Here is a 16,645-nt window from a genome sequence, read left to right as displayed (position 1 = left end):
ACAGTAGTCGCCTCCGCATCAAGTGCGGTGGGCAGTTGACAAAGTCCCGCAGGCAGCGTCCCGCTCTGGTATGAGGTCTCGTACGACAGACCGATAACCCGCTCCACCGTTCGCCCACAATGAGCAATCGAACGATCGGACCTGGTCAGAAGTGGTCACGAAGAGAAGTCGAGCATCGCGGCGCTTCAGCCGCCGCACGCCTGTCGGGCCCCTGACTTCCTCGTCCGCGGCAACCCTGGCCGAGACGATTCAGCACTGTGCGCGCCCCGCTCACCGACCCCGGTCATGTCACGGGCCGTATCCGCGCGCAAGGCTCCACGAGCGCCCCGAAGTGCTCCCACGCGCCCCGCGCGAACCACCCCGGAAGGGCGCTGGAAGAAAAGCGGGCGCCCGATAGGGCGCCCATACGAGTCCGGCACATGCCGCACACGCCACAGCGGGCCCCGCCGATCCGCGATCGACGGGGCCCGCAAAAGTCGCGGTCGCGCTACCCGACCGCCACGCTGTCAGGCCTGTCCGGGGTGTCCGGCGTGTCGGGTGTGTCGGGCGTGTCCGACGTCGGCGCGACCGGCGGCCAGGCCGGCCATCCCTCGGCGGGCTCCTCGGCAGCCGCACGCCACCACGGCGTCACGGGCGGCACCGAGGCGGGCTCGAAGGGCTCGCCGCAGACGGGCGCCGCCATGGTGACCCCGGCCTTGTGCGTGGCCCGCATGGTCCGCTCCGCCGGCTCGGCCCATGGATGCGTCGCCAGGTTGAAGGTGCCCCAGTGGATCGGCAGCATGACGCCCGCGGCCGGATCACCGCCCTGAAGGTCGAGGTGGGCCCGGACGGCCTCGTCCGGCGTCATGTGGATGTCGGGCCAGAAGTCCGAGTAGGCGCCGAGCTGGATCATCGTGGCGTCGAACGGGCCGTGTTCGGCGCCGATGTCCTTGAAGCCCTCGAAGTAGCCGGTGTCGCCGCTGTGGTAGATCCGGTGCTCGTCCGAGGCGACGACCCAGGACGCCCAGAGGGTGTGCTGGGTGTTGCGCAGGCCGCGGCCGCAGAAGTGGCGGGCCGGGGTGGCGGTCAGGGTGAGGCCGCCGATCTTCGTCGTCTCGTGCCAGTCCAGCTCGCGCAGCCGGTCGGCCGGCACGCCCCAGTGTTCGAGATGGGCGCCGACGCCGAGCGGTACGGCGAACAGCGTGTCCGTGCCGACCAGCGCCTTGATCGTGGGCAGGTCGAGGTGGTCGTAGTGGTCGTGCGAGATGACGACGACGTCGACCGGCCCGAGCGCGGCGAGGGGCAGCGGCACGGGGTGCAGCCGCTTGGGCCCGGCGAAGGGGAACGGCGAACAGCGCTCACCCCACACCGGGTCGAAGAGCACCCGGTGCCCGTCGATCTCGGCGAGGACGCTGGAATGCCCCATCCAGGTCAGGCGCAGTCCGCCGGCGGGCGGTTTGACCAGGTCGGCGTAGGTGGTGGGGTGGATCGGCACGGTGGACTTCGGAGCGCGGCGGGGCCGGGTGTCCCGGTCGAAGAAGACCTTGGCGAACTCCAGCATCGATCCGGACGGTCTGGTGCGCGCGACGCCGCCGGGGTTCTGGAAGACCCCGTCCCGGAAGTGCGGCGATCTGCGGATGCGCGCCATGCGCTCACCGCTCGGGTCCACACCGAAGGCCTCGGGCCGCAGGGCACGCAGCCCGGAGCTCGGGAAACGGAAACCGGCCACGGTACCTCCAGGTGGAGTCGGTGAGAAAATCCATTATGGTCGGCCCCTCCGACAACCCCGTGCACCCCCTGATCCATTCCGCACCGCTCCGTACGTTGACATGTCCTCACCCGCCTCCGATACTGACCCATCGTTCAGTAAGAGCGCGGCTCGCGGCTCCCCGCCCCCTCCCCGCGGCTCCCGCCCCTCCCCCGGAGCCCCCCCCCATGACCACCCCCCTGGTGTCGCTCACCTGGACCGACGACGTCACCGGCCGCCAGGGCTTCCTGGTCATCGACCGGCTGGTGCGCGGCGTGTCCAGCGGTGGGCTGCGCATGCGGCCGGGATGCACGTTGGACGAGGTCACCGGGCTGGCCCGCGGCATGAGTCTGAAGGAAGCGCTGCACTACGACCCCGCGGCCCGGTACGTCCCGCTGGGCGGCGCCAAGGGCGGCATCGACTGCGATCCCCGGGATCCGGAGGCGTACGGGCTCCTGGTGCGCTTTCTGCGGGCCGTGCGGCCGTACATCGAGAGCTTCTGGACCACGGGCGAGGACCTCGGGCTCACCCAGGACGTGGTCGACCGGGCGGCCGCCGAGGCGGGGCTCGTCTCGTCCGTGCAGGCCGTGTATCCGCTGCTGGACGACGAGGCCGAGGCGCGTCGGCGGCTCGCGGACGCGTTCGCGGTCGAGGTGGACGGCATCGGGCTGGACGAGCTGATCGGCGGCTGCGGGGTCGCCGAGTCGGTGCTCACCGCGCTGGACCGGGCCGGGGTGCCCCGCTGGCGGACGCGTGTCGCCGTGCAGGGCCTCGGGACGATGGGCGGTGCCACGGCGCGCTTCCTCACGCGCGCGGGCCTCACGGTCGTGGCCGTCGCGGACATCAAGGGCACGGTCGCCAACCCGGCGGGGCTCGACGTCGAGAGCCTGCTGGCGGCACGGGACGCCTACGGCACGGTCGACCGCGCGGCGCTGCGCCGGGGCGACCGCGAACTGCCGGGTGAGGCCTGGCTGTCGGCCGAGGCCGAGGTGCTGGTCCCGGCCGCCGTCTCGTATGTGATCGACGCCGCGAACCAGGGGCGCGTCACCGCCCGCTGGATCGCCGAGGCGGCCAACATGCCCGTACGGCCGGACGCGGAGGAGGCGCTGGCCGGGCGGGGCATCACGGTGCTGCCGGACGTCGTGGTCAACTCGGCCACGAACGCCTGGTGGTGGTGGACGCTGTTCGGCGACATCGGCCCGTCCGCGGAGGAGGCGTTCGCCCACACCCGGCGCTCGATGCGTGCCCTGACCGACCTCACGCTGGCCCGCGCGGAGGCCGACGGGACGACGCCCCGGGCGGCCGCGCACGCCATCGCGCAGGACCGGTTGCCGGTGATCGCCGAACGGTTCGGGCGGCACCGGTGACGGCGGTCGAGGACGCGTGACCCCGCCTCGGCCCGGGAACGGCTCGTGACGAGGCTTTAGGGTGACCGGGTGGCGAGAGTGCGGTTGAGCGTGGCGGAGCGGCGTGAGGAGTTGCTGCGGGCCGCCGTCGAGCAGATAGAGGCGCGGGGCGTGGCGGCGGTCAGGATCGCCGACGTGGCCTCGTCGCTCGGGGTGAGCAACGCACTGGTGCTCTATCACTTCGCCACGAAGGAGAAGCTGGTCGCCGCCGCGTTCACCCACGCGGCGGAGGGCGACCTGACCCGGCTGCGCAGGATCCTCGGCCGCCGTACGACGGCGCTACGACGGCTGCGGACGGCCGTGCGCTGGTACGCGCCGACCGGCCAGGCCAAGGGCTGGCGGCTGTGGATCGAGGGCTGGGCGGGGGCGTTGCGTGAGCCCGCGTTGCAGGAGGTCACGCGGGACCTCGACCGGCAGTGGAAGCGCGCCATCGCCGAGGTCATCGCGGAGGGCGTGGCAGCCGGCGAGTTCGTCTGCGCGGACCCCGCCGGCGCGGCCCTGCGGCTCACCGCCCTCCTCGACGGGCTCGCCGTACAGCTGACGTCGTACCGTGGCGCGGTGTCACGCGCGCGTGCCCAGGAGTGGGTGGACGAGGCGCTGGCCCGGGAACTGGGTCTGGAGCGGGAGGCGTTGACGGCGTCGGCGCGGTGAGGCCGCAGACCTCGCCAGGCGTTCGGTACACCGCGGCCCCGACAGCCGCGTGGGCCGCGTCCCCGGACAGACACGGCCCACACCGAAGTGAAGCGGCGCTTCAAGCCACCGATTCGATCCGCATCTTGATGTCGTCCGGGGACAGCTCGCCCTTGGCCGTCACATGGTCCCCCGAGGACTCACCGCGCAGGCGCCGCCCGATCCACGGCACCAGGTACTCGCGCGCCCAGTGGACGTCGTCCCGGCGGATCTCCAGGGTGCCGCGCGGCGGGAGCGGCGGCCAGGGCTGGTCCGGGTCGGCCGGGATGTCCAGGCCGAGTACCTGCCCCGCGCGCAGCGCCACGCGCGTGTGCCCCTCCGGAGACAGGTGGAGCCGGTCGTCGTCCCAGGCCCGGCGGTCCTGGACGGTCTTCAGGGACCACAGGTCGAGCACCGGGCAGCCGTACCGGTCGGCGACGGCCCGCACATGACCGTTGTAGGTGGCGATCTTGCCGCGCAGATGCTTCAGCACGGGCACGCCACGGGTGTCGAATCCGGTCGTCACCATGACGGTGCCTGCCACGGCGGTGAGCCGGGCGATGGCCCGCTCGAAGCGCTCGGCGACCTCGTCGGGATCGGTTCCGGGTCGGATGATGTCGTTGCCGCCCGCACAGAACGAGACGAGGTCCGGGGCCAGTTCGACGGCCTTCGGGAGCTGGTCCTCGATGATCTGGTCGAGCAGTTTGCCGCGCACGGCGAGGTTCGTGTAGTTGAAGTCGCCCTCGGGGCGCCGGTCCGCGAGCAGGACCGCGAACCGGTCGGCCCAACCGACGAACGCCCCGTCGGGGCCGGGGTCGCCGACGCCCTCGGTGAAGCTGTCCCCCACCGCGACGTACGACCCGATCACTGATCTGCTGTCACTCTTCGAATCGTCTGCCACATCGGCACATGATTCACCTTCGAATGTGACCTACGCGACCGTAGGCAAGGGTTGACGAGCGGTGAGATAAGCCACTTCCAAAGGGTTCACCAAACCTGGAATATCCGTCTGATCAGGGGTGTTGTGGGCGCAGCCGCCATACCCGGAAGTCGCTGACGCGGAAGTGGCTCCAGACGGTCCGGAAGGCGAAGTGCCCACTGGTGTACGGCTCGTGGTCGGCGTGGTCGAAGACCAGCCGCCCGTTGTTCCACCACTGGACGGTCGAGCCGTCGGAGACGATACGGACCCGGTTCGGCTCGTTGGCCACCAGCAGCGGCTCCGTGTAGTCGAAGACCAGCGGACGGACTCCGGCCTCGCCGACGTAGCGGCGCAGTCGCGTCGTGGTGTTGTAGTTGGCGCCGTAACCGGAGTAGTACGTCTTGAGGTGGTCGTACTCGTCCAGCGCACCGGCCCGCGGCGTGGCGAAGAGGTCGTCCGGGGAGCGGACGTCGAGGGCGTTCCAGAAGTTGTTCAGGTCGGAGACACGGTCGTTGGGCCCGCCGGCCGAGACGGCGGTGGCCGTGTACCCGATGACGTACGGCCCTTCGAGCCGCTTCTTGAACCACACCGTCGCCCCGCTCGGCACGTCGATCTCCAGCACCCCGCGCGCGGCGCTGACGGTGCCGCCGTCCTGCAGCTCGGTCTCCCACTGGCCGAGGCCGTGGCAGAAGTCGTCCTGGGCGATCAGCCGGCGGCCGGGAGAGGCGGCACTCGCCGCGCCGACCGGGGCCAGCGCCCCGAGGGCGACGCCTGCGGCCAGGACTCCGAATGCTCTGCGCGTGGTCGTCACGGGAAGGACTCCTTCGCTGTGTGAGGACGTGGAAGGCACCATGGAAAGCGCTTGCTCCAAGCGGTCGGAGATCACTCTCCCCCCATAGCCCCCGCCCTGTCGACACCCCGACCCGCCCAGACGCCCGCTTCAGGACACACCGAAGGCCGGACCCGGGGATCGGGGTCCGGCCTTCGGTCGCGTGTCAGGCAGGTGGTCTGCGCGAAGAACCGCCGTCAGCCGATGGCGACGCCCTTGGAGCGGAGGTAGGCGACCGGGTCGAGGTCCGAGCCGTAGTCCGGCGTGGTGCGGATCTCGAAGTGGAGGTGCGGGCCGGTCACGTTGCCGGTCGCGCCGGAGAGGCCTATCTGCTGGCCCGCAGTAACGGTCTGGCCGCTCGAGACCGAGAGCGAGGACAGGTGGGCGTACTGGGCGTAGTAGCCGTCGGCGAGCTGGATGACGACCTGGTTGCCGTACGCGCCGCCCCAGCCGGCCGAGACGACGGTGCCCGCGCCGACCGCCTTCAGCGGGCTGCCGGTGGGGGCGACGAAGTCGACGCCGGTGTGGTAGCCGCTGGACCACATGCTGCCCGCCACCTTGTAGGCGGTGCCGACCGAGGCGCCGGAGACGGGGGCGGAGAAGCCGCTGGTCGGGCCGGCGTTCTCCGCGCTCTGGGTGGTCGTGGTCTTCTTCGCCGCGGAGGACTTCGAGGCGGTCGAGTCGGCGGAGGACTCGGAGGAGGAAGACGAGGGAGCGGAAGACGAGGGGGCGGACGACGACTTGGGGGCGCTCGTCGTCGCCTTCTTGCCGCCGAGGGAGAGCTTCAGGCCGGGGTGGATCAGCGACGGGTCGTCGCCGACGGCCTCGCGGTTGTCGGCGTAGAGCTTCTTCCAGCCACCGCTGACGTTCTGCTCGTCGGCGATCTTCGAGAGGTAATCGCCGACCTTCACCGAATAGGTCCGCAGGCCCGCCTTCTTGTCGGAGGCCTTCTTCTCGACGGCCTTCTTCCCGGCGACCGGAAGAGACTGAACGGCTTTTTCCGAAACGGACTGCGCGGGAGCGGCGTGGGCGCCGGTGGCACCGATGAGCGGGAGAGCGAGAGCGGCTCCACCGGTTCCGGCGACGGCGATGGAGCGGGTGAAGCGCTGGGACTTCGGGCGGCGGTGCTTACCCTTGGCGGGCATGGCGAATTCCTCTCCGGCGCCTGCGAGGTGAGCTGTCGGGTGCGGGCTGGAGATGCCCGGCCGCGTGGGGACGCGACTTGACCCCAAGCCTGTTCCGGAGACCGGAACAGGCGGTTGTACCTGTGGGTCCCCCGCTCCTGCCGTGCACGGGTGAGTTTGCGCGGGATCCGGTCGGCGGCAGGATTCGGCGTCCGTCCGGATTGGTGGCGAACGTAAGCGAGGAAGACGCAAGGGAACAAGTGAGGGGTTCCGTCCGAATGCGTTCCTGTTGATCCCTTGTGGGAAATACCCGTCACCCTGCGTGAATTATCGGGGCATCGCCGGACTCAAAACCCCTTGAAAAGCACGTGAATTACATGGACATGACGGGCGACGCACGGTCACGAATATGACGCTCCTCACGTGACGCCGCTCCACCTTCCTTCGCTCCAGAGCGAGTTGGAATGAAGGCATCAATTCGGACAGAAACCCTAGATGCGACGCAGTCGGATAACCGTCGCATCGAGGTCGCCACGCAAGCCTGCGCGAAGTCCGTGATGTGCCAGTACGGCACCTCGGTGAATTTCGCCCGTTTCAAGGCATTCATACGACGCTGTCGAGTCGAGGGCGCGCAAGCGCAGCGCCGGGACGGGCTCGCCGAAGCTCTGCGCCTGGAGCCAGGCGAAAACAACCGTTTCGTCCCCGAGTGAGTACTGCACCGCGCTCAGCCCACCCCGCGGAACCCGCAGCCGATACAGGTCTCCGCGCTGCACCACCGGCCGGATCTCCTTGTAGAGGGTCACCCATTCCCGGGCCTCGGCGAGTTCCTCCTCGGTCCACCGGGTGAGGTCGCCGCCGACCCCGAGCACCCCGGCCATGGCGCTCACGAACCGGAAGCGCAGGGAGCTGGCGCGGTGGTTGAGCATGGCGTTCGGACTGTCGGTGACCCAGGCGGCCATGGCCCGGGCCGGGTGGAGCTGGCTGAAGCCGTGCTGGATGGCGAGCCGGTCCAGGGGGTCGGTGTTGTCCGAGGTCCACACCTGGTCCGTGCGGCTCAGCACACCGAGGTCGATCCGCCCGCCGCCGCCCGAGCAGGACTCGAAGGCGACACCGGGATGGGCCGCACGCAGCCGGTCCAGCAGGCCGTACAGGGCGCGCACATGGTCGACCCACAGTCGCTGCGGATATGGCTCGCCGGGCCAGCCGGCGTCGGTGAAGCAGCGGTTGAAGTCCCACTTCACATAGTCGATCGGGGCGCTGGAGAGGATCCCGTCGAGGCGCTCGAAGAGGTACTCCTGGACATCCTCGCGCGCGAGATTGAGTACGAGCTGATTGCGGAACTCCGTCCGCTTTCGTCCCGTTTGATGCTGAGCCCACTCGGGATGGGCGCGATACAACTCGCTGTCCGGATTGACCATTTCCGGTTCGACCCAGATGCCGAACTGCATGCCGAGCGCGTGCACGTAGTCGGCGAGCGGCTTGAGACCGGACGGAAAGCGGTCGGGGTTGGGCGTCCAGTCGCCGAGGCCCGCGCGGTCGCTGGTACGCGTCCCGAACCAGCCGTCGTCGACGACGAAGAGCTCGACGCCGATGGCCGCGGCCCGCCGCGCGAGCAGACTCTGCTGTTCCTCGGAGATGTCGAACTCCGTCGCCTCCCAGGAGTTGAACAGCACCGGCCGGTCCTGGTCGGCGTCTGGGATCACATACGCGCGCTGGTACGCGTGCCAGGCGCGGCTCGCCCCGCCGAAGCCGCCGTCGCTCCACAGACCGGCGAAGACTGGTGTGGTGAAGGACTCCCCCGGGGCCAGCCGCAGCAGGCCCGAGTCGTCGTGTCCGGCCCCGCCGGTGATCTGCACGCGCGCGTCGGGGAGTTGCGCGACGGCGATGCGCCAGGACCCGGACCAGCCGAGGGCGCAGCCGTAGACCTCGCCCCGCTCCTCGGTGGCGTCCGTGTCGAGGGCGACCCACGGCAGGTGCTGGTGCCCGGTGTGCCCGCGGCGGCTGCCGATGACCTTCTCACCGTAGGTGAGTGGAGCCCGCGCCAGCCGGGACTCCGCGCCCCAGCGGCCGTGCAGCTGCGACAGCCGCCAGTCCTCGCGGTCGGGCAGCGTCCAGGTGGCCGAGTCGGCGCGCAGCAGCTCCAGGGCGGGCCCCTGGTTGTCCAGGGTCACCCAGCGCTCCACGACGTCCCCGCGCATCCGGTAGTGCAGGGCGACGGTCAGCCCGTCGTCGCAGAACCGCAACCGCAGCTCGTCCCCGTCGGTCTCGTACCGCTCGAAACGCCACTCGGTGCCGCGCCGCTCCTCGGTGCGCACGGACAGGGCGGGCCGGACGAAGCGGGGGCCGCCTTCGACCGGGTACTCCTCGCGCCCGTCGAGGGGGGACTCGAAGGGCCAGTACTCCGGCAGCGGCCGTACGGCGAGGGCCTCGGCGTCGGCGAGCGCGATCCGCGGCCCCCAGTGGAGGTGCAAGAGTTCGTCGGCGTCCGTGAGATGGACGGCGTAACTGCTGGTCAGCCCGGTCAGGAGCCACGTACGACCGTTGTCGGAGATCTCCAGCATCAAGCCCTCACAGAGACGAACAGGTGCGATCAAGTACCAACATCATCAAGGTCCGCGTGCTTCTGAGGCAACGCCTGTGGACAACTCATTGCCCCAGGAAGCCATGTCGTATGGTCGAGAGCGCACCCCGTCGGCCGCATCGCCGAGCCGCGCCGCCGGGGCCGACTGGGAGGAGCCCCCGTGACGCAGCAGATCCCGTCGACCGAGCCCGAACTGGCCGGAGTTCGCAACTTCCGTGATGTGGGCGGACTGCCGACCGTGGACGGACGGCGGGTGCGGCACGGGGTCCTGTTCCGCAGCGGCCACCTCGCGCACGCGACCGACGACGACGCGACCTTCCTCGGCTCCCTCGGACTGCACACGATCTTCGACTTCCGCAACGCGGCCGACCAGAAGCTCGAAGGCGCCGACGTGGAGCTGCCCGGGGTGCGCAATGTGAACCTGCCGCTGTCCGACCCCGCGGACGGCGCGGAGTTCTGGAAGATGGTCCGCGACGGCGACATCGAACAGCTGCGGGAGATCCTGGCGGACGGCAAGGGCGCGGGCCGGATGATCGCCTCCTACCGCACGATCATGAAGGAGCGCACCACCGAGCACTCCCAGGTGTTGCACGCGCTCGCGGAGGACAGCGTCCCCGCGCTGATGCACTGCGCGGCCGGCAAGGACCGCGCGGGCCTGTCGATCGCCGTGACGCTGCTCGCCCTCGGCGTCGAGCGCGAGGCGATCATCGCCGACTACCTGGAGTCCAACGCCAAGCACCGCCGCTACAAGGTGCGCCGCAGCGGCAGCGACGCGTCGGCCTACTCGCCCGAGGTCATGGAGCTGCTCAGCCCCCTGTTCGACGCCCGGGCCGAGTATCTGGCGGCGGCCTTCGAGACGATCGACGAGACCTGGGGCGGCGTCGACGCCTACCTGGAGCAGGGCCTGAGGATCACCCCTGAGCTCCGGGAGCGGCTGCGGGAGCGCCTGCTCGACTGACGCCCGGCCAGGCGCCCGTGCCTACTTCGCGCCCACCTCGAACAGCAGGTAGATGAAGGCCGCGAAGACATGCCCCACCGCGATGTAGATGATGAGCCGCACCCACAGGGCGCGCGGGAACTTCTCCTCCAGGTTGCTCATGGCATCTCTCCAGGGGTGGGGCCCAGGCACAGCGTGGCCGTGGGGCTCTGCAGCAGGGTGTGGACGAACAGAAGCTCGACCCCGCCCGGGTCCTGGGCGGCGATGCGGTGCGGGGTGAGCGAGTCGAAGTGCGCGCTGTCGCCGGGCGCGAGCCGGTGCGTGGTGTCCCCGAGGCGCAGCCGCAGCCTGCCGTCGAGTACGTAGAGCCACTCCTCCCCCGGATGCACCCGCACGATGTCGCCCTGCGAGCCGTACGGCACCTGGACCCGCAGGGCCTGCATCCCGCGCCCCGGCGCCCCCGCCTGCCGGTATGTCCAGCCGCCGGCCGCGGTCGGCTCCATGTCGGCCGAGCGCACCACGGCGTCCCGGTCGGCGACCGTCTCGCCGAGCAGCTCGGAGACCGTCGTACCGTAGACACGCGCGAGCGCGAGCAGCATCGGCAGTGAAGGCTGGCGCTGCCCGGTCTCCAGACGGGAGAGATGCGCGGGTGACAGCCCGGCGGAGCGGGCGGCGGCCTCCAGGGTGAGGGAGGCACGGCGGCGCAGCGCGCGGAGCTGGGGCGCGACGGCGGGCAGGGCGTCGACCGGCCCCGTCCGCCGGGTCCCCGGCTCGCTTTCGGGAGAGCTCATGCTCTCCATTCAGCCCCAGCCTTGCCTCTGCGGCAAATTTCTTGCCTCAGAGGCAAAAGAACATGGGCTCGCCGTCTCGGACCGTGTCTAACGGTTGGCGACCGCCTGCTTGATCAGCGTCTTCCCGAAGTCCCACATCAGCCCGCCGCCACTGTGCGCGTCGTCCATCACATCGGTGAAGGCGTCCACGAACCGGTCCACCTCCCGCTCACCGATGATCAGCGGCGGGATCAGCTTGATCACCTCAAGGTGGTCGCCGGAGACCTGGGTGAGGATCCGGTGCCGGCGCAGCAGCGGGACGACGACCATCTGCGCGAACAGGCCCTTGCGCGCGGCCTGGAGCATGGCCCAGCGGCTGCGCAGCTTCAGCGAGTCGGGCCGGCCGAACTCGATGCCGACCATGAGCCCTCGCCCGCGCACGTCGGCGAGCAGTTCGTACTTGTCGGTCAGCGCCGCGAGCCGGGACCTGAGCAGTTCGCCCGTCGCCCGCGCGTTCGCGACGATCTGCTCGTTCTCCATGACGGACAGCACGGCGAGCCCGGCCGCCATGGCCTGCGCGTTGGACCCGAAGCTCGCCGAGTGGACCAGCACGCGGTCCATGGACGAGTAGACCTTCTTGAAGATCCAGTCCTTGCCGAGCGTGGCGCCCACCGGTACATAGCCGCCGGAGAGCGCCTTGGCCACACACACCAGGTCCGGCTCGACTCCGTCCTCGTGCTGGTAGGCGTAGAAGTCGCCGGTACGGCCGAGCCCGGTCTGCACCTCGTCGGCGATGAGCAGCGCCTTGTGCTGGTGCAGCAGCTCCTGGGCGGCCCGCAGATAGCCGGGCGGGGGCTCGTGCACGCCCTTGCCCTGGATCGGCTCGACGATCAGGGCGGCCACGTCGCCCTTCTTCAACTCCCGTGCCAGGGCGTCGAGGTCGCCTAGCGGTACGGCCGTGTCGGGCAGCAGCGGGGCGAAGCCGTCCCGGAAGCCGGACTCGCCGTTGACGGACAGGGAGCCGGTGGTCAGCCCGTGGAAGGCGTGATCGCAGTACAGCACCCGCGGCTTGCCGGTGACGAACCGGGCGAACTTCAGCGCGGTCTCCACCGCCTCCGTGCCGCTGTTGCCGAAGAAGACCCGGTCCAGGTGCGGGCTGTGCGCGAGCAGCTTCTCGGCCAGCAGGCCGGGCAGCGGCTGGCAGTCGAAGCGGGTGAGGTCGGCGAGCTGTGCGTCGAGGACGTCGTGCAGCGCCTTGCGGACGACGGGGTGATGACGGCCGAGGCCCATCACCCCGAACCCGGCGAGCATGTCCAGGTAGTCGTCGCCGTCCGCGTCCCAGAAGTAGGCGCCCTCGGCCCGCTCGTAGACCTTGTCGAAGCCGATGGTGTGCAGCATGCGCGGGAGCTGGTGGTTCAGGTACCTGCCGTGCAGCTCGTAGCGCTCGGCCCCGCGCTCGGCCAGGAGTCTGCCGAGGTCGAACTCCGTGGTCATTCGGCTTTCTCCTTGACTGGCACGACGCTACGGCCGTCCTCGCCGCCGTCGGCCTGCTCGGTGCCGGGCGGGCTGCCCTCGGCGTCCTTGAGGGCGAGGCTCGCGCTGATCCGCCCGGCGACCTCGACGGGCGTGAGCCCGATGTCGGCGAGGACCTCACCGCGCTTGGCGTGCGCGAGGAACTGCTCCGGGATGCCGAACCGCCGTACGGGCACGTCGACATCGGCGTCGCCCAGCGCCAGCGCCACCGCGGCGCCCACACCGGACGAGCGGCTGTTGTCCTCGACGACGGCCACCAGCCGGTGCTGTGCGGCGAGGGGCGCGAGCGCGGGGTCGACGGGTTTCACCCAGCGCGGGTCGACGACGGTGCAGTTGATGCCGCGCGCGTGGAGCAGTTCGGCGGCCTGGAGGCACACCGGCGCCATCACGCCCACGGCGACCAGCAGCACCTCCGGCTCGCCGGCGTCCCGGTGCAGCACGTCGAGGCCGCCCACCCGGTCGACGGCCGGGATCGACGGGCCGACGGACTCCTTCGGGAACCGTACGAGGGTCGGCGCGTCGTCCACCGCCACGGCCTCCCGCAGCTGCGCCCGCAGCTGGTCGGCGTCGCGCGGCGCGGCGATCCGCAGCCCCGGTACGACCTGGAGGATCGACATGTCCCACATGCCGTTGTGGGAAGCCCCGTCGGCGCCCGTGACGCCGGCTCGGTCGAGCACGAACGTCACCCCGCAGCGGTGCAGTGCGACGTCCATCAGCAGCTGGTCGAAGGCCCGGTTGAGGAAGGTGGCGTAGACGGCGACGACCGGGTGCAGCCCGCCCGTCGCGAGCCCCGCCGCCGACACGGCCGCGTGCTGCTCGGCGATCCCCACGTCCCACACCCGGTCCGGGAACCGCTCAGCGAACTTGCCGAGCCCGACCGGGTGCAGCATGGCCGCCGTGATCGCCACGACATCGTCCCGCTCCTCCCCGATTCGCACGATCTCCTCGCCGAACACCGACGTCCAGGACGGCCCGCCGGACGGCGCGAGCGGCTCGCAGGTCAGCGGGTCCATCACGCCGACGGTGTGGAAGTGGTCCTCCTCGTGGGCCAGGGCGGGTTCGTAGCCGCGCCCCTTCTCCGTGAGGCAGTGGATCAGCACCGGCCCGTGGAACCGCTTGGCCCGGCGCAGCGCCGACTCGACGGCCCCGATGTCATGGCCGTCGATGGGGCCGACGTACTTCAGGCCCAGGTCCTCGAACATGCCCTGCGGTGCGAAGGCGTCCTTGAAGCCCTTCTTCGCGCCGTGCAGCGACTCGTAGATCGTGCTGCCGACGAGCGGCGTCCGCAGCAGTACGTCCTTGCCCCAGGCCAGGACCTTCTCGTAACTGTCGGTCGTGCGCAGGGTCGCGAGGTGGTTGGCGAGCCCTCCGATGGTCGGGGCGTAAGAGCGTTCGTTGTCGTTGACGACGACGATCAGCGGACGGTCCTTGGCGGCCGCGATGTTGTTCAGCGCCTCCCAGGCCATGCCGCCGGTCAGCGCGCCGTCGCCGATCACCGCGACGACATGGCCCTTCTCCCCCTGCACCTCGCGGGCCTTGGCGAGGCCGTCGGCCCAGCCGAGCGCGGTGGAGGCGTGGCTGTTCTCGACGATGTCGTGCTCGGACTCCTCGCGCGAGGGGTAGCCGGACAGGCCGCCCTTGCCGCGCAGCTTGGAGAAGTCCTGCCGTCCCGTCAGAAGCTTGTGTACGTAGCTCTGGTGACCGGTGTCCCAGACGATGCGGTCGACCGGCGACTCGAAGACCCGGTGGAGCGCGATGGAGAGTTCCACCACCCCCAGATTGGGCCCGAGATGTCCGCCGGTCCTGGCGACCGCGTGCACCAGGAACTCCCTGATCTCATGGGACAGATCACCGAGTTCCGTCTCGGACAGCGCCTTCAGGTCACGTGGTCCCCGGATGCTCTCCAGAATCGTCACGCTCGGGCCCCCTCTCGGTCCGTGCCTTGCTTCAACTCACCGTCACGGCCGGTTTCCCCGTGACGGCGGGGGCGCCCGATGCGGCCCCGTCCTGCTCCATCTGCTCGGCGATCTTCATCGCCTCTTCGATCAGGGTCTCGACGATCTTGGACTCGGGGACGGTCTTGATGACCTCGCCCTTCACGAAGATCTGGCCCTTGCCGTTGCCGGAGGCGACCCCCAGGTCCGCCTCCCGCGCCTCGCCGGGGCCATTGACCACACAGCCCATGACGGCTACCCGCAACGGCACTTCCATGCCTTCCAGGCCGACTGTGACCTCGTCGGCCAGCTTGTACACGTCGACCTGAGCGCGCCCGCACGACGGACAGGAGACGATCTCCAGGCGCCGCTGCCTGAGGCCCAGCGACTCCAGGATCTGGATGCCGACCTTGACCTCCTCCGCCGGGGGCGCCGACAGAGAGACGCGGATGGTGTCGCCGATGCCCTGGGAGAGGAGGGCGCCGAAGGCGACGGCCGACTTGATCGTGCCCTGGAAGGCCGGGCCCGCCTCGGTCACACCGAGGTGGAGCGGGTAGTCGCACTGGGCGGCCAGCTGCTTGTACGCCTCGATCATGATCACCGGGTCGTTGTGCTTGACCGAGATCTTGATGTCCCGGAAGTCGTGCTCCTCGAAGAGCGACGCCTCCCACAGGGCCGACTCGACCAGAGCCTCCGGGGTCGCCTTGCCGTACTTCTGGAGCAGCCGCCGGTCCAGCGAGCCGGCGTTCACGCCGATGCGGATCGGGGTGCCGTGGTCCTTGGCGGCCCGCGCGATCTCCTTGACCTTGTCGTCGAACTGCTTGATGTTGCCGGGGTTCACACGGACCGCCGCGCAGCCCGCCTCGATCGCCGCGAACACGTACTTCGGCTGGAAGTGGATGTCCGCGATCACCGGGATCTGCGACTTACGGGCGATCGTCGACAGGGCGTCGGCGTCGTCCTGCGTCGGGCAGGCCACGCGCACGATCTGGCAGCCGGACGCCGTCAGCTCGGCGATCTGCTGGAGAGTCGCGCCGATGTCGGACGTACGCGTCGTCGTCATCGACTGCACCGACACCGGGGCCCCACCCCCGACCGCCACCGGCCCGACCTGGATCTGCCGCGACAGGCGCCGCTCGGCGATCGGGCGGGCCGGCACCTCGGGGACGCCCAAGGAGATGGCGGTCATGGCGTCACTCCCGGTTTCCGGAGACCGTCTCGCGCATGGCGCGCAGCGACTCCTTCAGGGAGCCCATGGTGGCGAGGACGGCGGTGGGCTCGTAGCCGCAGTGCGCCATGCAGTTGGCGCAGCGCGGGTCCTTGCCGCGGCCGTACTTGTCCCAGTCGGTGTCCTCGATCAGCTCCCGGTACGTCGGGACGTACCCGTCGCTCATCAGGTAGCAGGGGCGCTGCCAGCCGAACAGGGAGTAGTTCGGGATCGCCCAGGCGGTGCACGGGAAGTCGACCTTGCCCTCGAGGAAGTCGAGGAACAGCGGCGAGTGGTTGAGCCGCCACTTCCTGCGGTTGCCGCCCGCGAAGGCCTTCTTGAACAGCTCGCGGGTCTGCTCGACGCCGAGGAAGTGCTCCTGGTCGGGCGCCTTCTCGTAGGCGTAGGCGGGCGAGATCATCATCTCGTCGACCTTGAGGTCGTCGTTGAGGAAGTTGAGCACCTCGACGATGGTCTGCGGGGTGTCGGTGTTGAAGAAGGTCGAGTTGGTGGTGACCCGGAAGCCGCGCCGCTTGGCCTCCTTGATCGCCTCCACCGCCTCGTCGAACACGCCCTCCTTGGCCACCGACTCGTCGTGGCGCTCGCGCAGGCCGTCGATGTGCACGGCGAAGGCGAAGTAGGGCGAGGGCGTGAACTTGTCCATCTTCTTGCGCAGCAGCATGGCGTTGGTGCACAGGAAGACGTACTTCCGCTTGGCCACCAGCTGGCGCACGATCTCGTCGATCTGCGGGTGCATCAGCGGTTCGCCGCCGGCGATGGACACCATGGGCGCACCGGATTCGAGCACGGCCCCCACGGCCTGGGCCACCGGCATGCGCTGCTTCAGGACTCCGGCCGGATGCTGGATCTTGCCGCAGCCCTCGCACTTGAGGTTGCAGGCGAAAAGCGGTTCCAGCTCGACGATCAGCGGGAACTTGTCACGCCTGCGAAGCTTCTGTTCGGCCAAGTAAGTAGCGACCTTGATGGACTGACGCAGCGGCATGGCCATC

14 protein-coding genes and 1 riboswitch are annotated in these 16,645 nt (G+C 70.1%); of the genes, 3 read left to right on the top strand and 11 right to left on the bottom strand.

The genetic code is table 11. The features are described 5' to 3' along the window. Positions 1 to 487 precede the first annotated feature (487 nt). Entirely contained in the window at positions 488 to 1,708 is a 1,221-nt protein-coding gene (locus ACZ4UU_RS18885) for an MBL fold metallo-hydrolase (RefSeq protein ID WP_468041080.1), read from the bottom strand. 206 nt (positions 1,709 to 1,914) lie between these two features. Between ACZ4UU_RS18885 and ACZ4UU_RS18880 the strand changes: the two genes are divergently transcribed. Then, positions 1,915 to 3,093 carry a Glu/Leu/Phe/Val dehydrogenase dimerization domain-containing protein gene (locus tag ACZ4UU_RS18880; protein ID WP_468041079.1) on the top strand — a complete coding sequence of 393 codons (1,179 nt, stop codon included), beginning with the start codon at positions 1,915 to 1,917 and terminating at the stop codon, positions 3,091 to 3,093. 69 nt (positions 3,094 to 3,162) lie between these two features. Then, on the top strand, positions 3,163 to 3,783 hold the full coding sequence (locus tag ACZ4UU_RS18875; protein ID WP_468041077.1) for a TetR/AcrR family transcriptional regulator: 621 nt from the start codon (positions 3,163 to 3,165) through the stop codon (positions 3,781 to 3,783). A gap of 100 nt (positions 3,784 to 3,883) precedes the next feature. On the opposite strand, the gene ACZ4UU_RS18870 is transcribed toward ACZ4UU_RS18875, so the two are convergent. The 4 genes from ACZ4UU_RS18870 to ACZ4UU_RS18855 form a co-directional block, all read right to left on the bottom strand. Next, positions 3,884 to 4,669, bottom strand: a complete 786-nt coding sequence (locus ACZ4UU_RS18870) for an SGNH/GDSL hydrolase family protein (protein WP_468041147.1) — start codon at positions 4,667 to 4,669, stop codon at positions 3,884 to 3,886. 145 nt (positions 4,670 to 4,814) lie between these two features. Then, entirely contained in the window at positions 4,815 to 5,531 is a 717-nt protein-coding gene (locus ACZ4UU_RS18865; RefSeq protein WP_468041075.1) for a DUF6250 domain-containing protein, read from the bottom strand. A 215-nt stretch (positions 5,532 to 5,746) separates the two neighbouring features. Then, positions 5,747 to 6,694, bottom strand: coding sequence for a M23 family metallopeptidase (locus ACZ4UU_RS18860; RefSeq protein WP_468041074.1), 948 nt, complete (start codon positions 6,692 to 6,694; stop codon positions 5,747 to 5,749). 4 nt (positions 6,695 to 6,698) lie between these two features. Then, a riboswitch (cyclic di-AMP (ydaO/yuaA leader) is annotated at positions 6,699 to 6,857 on the bottom strand. A 307-nt stretch (positions 6,858 to 7,164) separates the two neighbouring features. Beyond that, positions 7,165 to 9,234 carry an alpha-galactosidase gene (locus ACZ4UU_RS18855; RefSeq protein ID WP_468041072.1) on the bottom strand — a complete coding sequence of 690 codons (2,070 nt, stop codon included), beginning with the start codon at positions 9,232 to 9,234 and terminating at the stop codon, positions 7,165 to 7,167. A 180-nt stretch (positions 9,235 to 9,414) separates the two neighbouring features. Here ACZ4UU_RS18855 and ACZ4UU_RS18850 point away from each other — a divergent pair, with 180 nt between their 5' ends. Then, positions 9,415 to 10,212, top strand: a complete 798-nt coding sequence (locus tag ACZ4UU_RS18850) for a tyrosine-protein phosphatase (protein WP_468041070.1) — start codon at positions 9,415 to 9,417, stop codon at positions 10,210 to 10,212. A 21-nt stretch (positions 10,213 to 10,233) separates the two neighbouring features. Here the strand turns inward: ACZ4UU_RS18850 and ACZ4UU_RS18845 are convergent, their stop codons facing one another. The 6 genes from ACZ4UU_RS18845 to hpnH form a co-directional block, all read right to left on the bottom strand. After that, a complete protein-coding gene (locus tag ACZ4UU_RS18845) occupies positions 10,234 to 10,353 on the bottom strand; it encodes a DUF6126 family protein (RefSeq protein ID WP_048579905.1) in 120 nt (39 codons plus the stop codon). Next, positions 10,350 to 10,982, bottom strand: a complete 633-nt coding sequence (locus ACZ4UU_RS18840; RefSeq protein ID WP_468041068.1) for a helix-turn-helix domain-containing protein — start codon at positions 10,980 to 10,982, stop codon at positions 10,350 to 10,352. The genes ACZ4UU_RS18845 and ACZ4UU_RS18840 overlap by 4 nt, the downstream gene beginning before the upstream one ends. Before the next feature lie 87 nt (positions 10,983 to 11,069). After that, a complete protein-coding gene (locus ACZ4UU_RS18835; RefSeq protein ID WP_468041066.1) occupies positions 11,070 to 12,455 on the bottom strand; it encodes an aspartate aminotransferase family protein in 1,386 nt (461 codons plus the stop codon). After that, positions 12,452 to 14,410, bottom strand: a complete 1,959-nt coding sequence (dxs, locus tag ACZ4UU_RS18830; RefSeq protein WP_468041064.1) for a 1-deoxy-D-xylulose-5-phosphate synthase — start codon at positions 14,408 to 14,410, stop codon at positions 12,452 to 12,454. Before dxs ends, ACZ4UU_RS18835 begins: the two co-directional genes overlap by 4 nt. A gap of 31 nt (positions 14,411 to 14,441) precedes the next feature. Next, complete coding sequence (gene ispG / locus ACZ4UU_RS18825; RefSeq protein WP_468041062.1) at positions 14,442 to 15,617, bottom strand: flavodoxin-dependent (E)-4-hydroxy-3-methylbut-2-enyl-diphosphate synthase; 1,176 nt, start codon at positions 15,615 to 15,617, stop codon at positions 14,442 to 14,444. Between the two features lie 4 nt (positions 15,618 to 15,621). Next, positions 15,622 to 16,644, bottom strand: coding sequence for an adenosyl-hopene transferase HpnH (gene hpnH, locus ACZ4UU_RS18820; protein WP_030945596.1), 1,023 nt, complete (start codon positions 16,642 to 16,644; stop codon positions 15,622 to 15,624). Position 16,645 lies beyond the last annotated feature (1 nt).

Source organism: Streptomyces sp. NPDC028907 (genome assembly GCF_055564995.1).
Note: the sequence above shows the minus strand (reverse complement) of the source record. Positions and strands in the feature narration are given on the sequence as shown.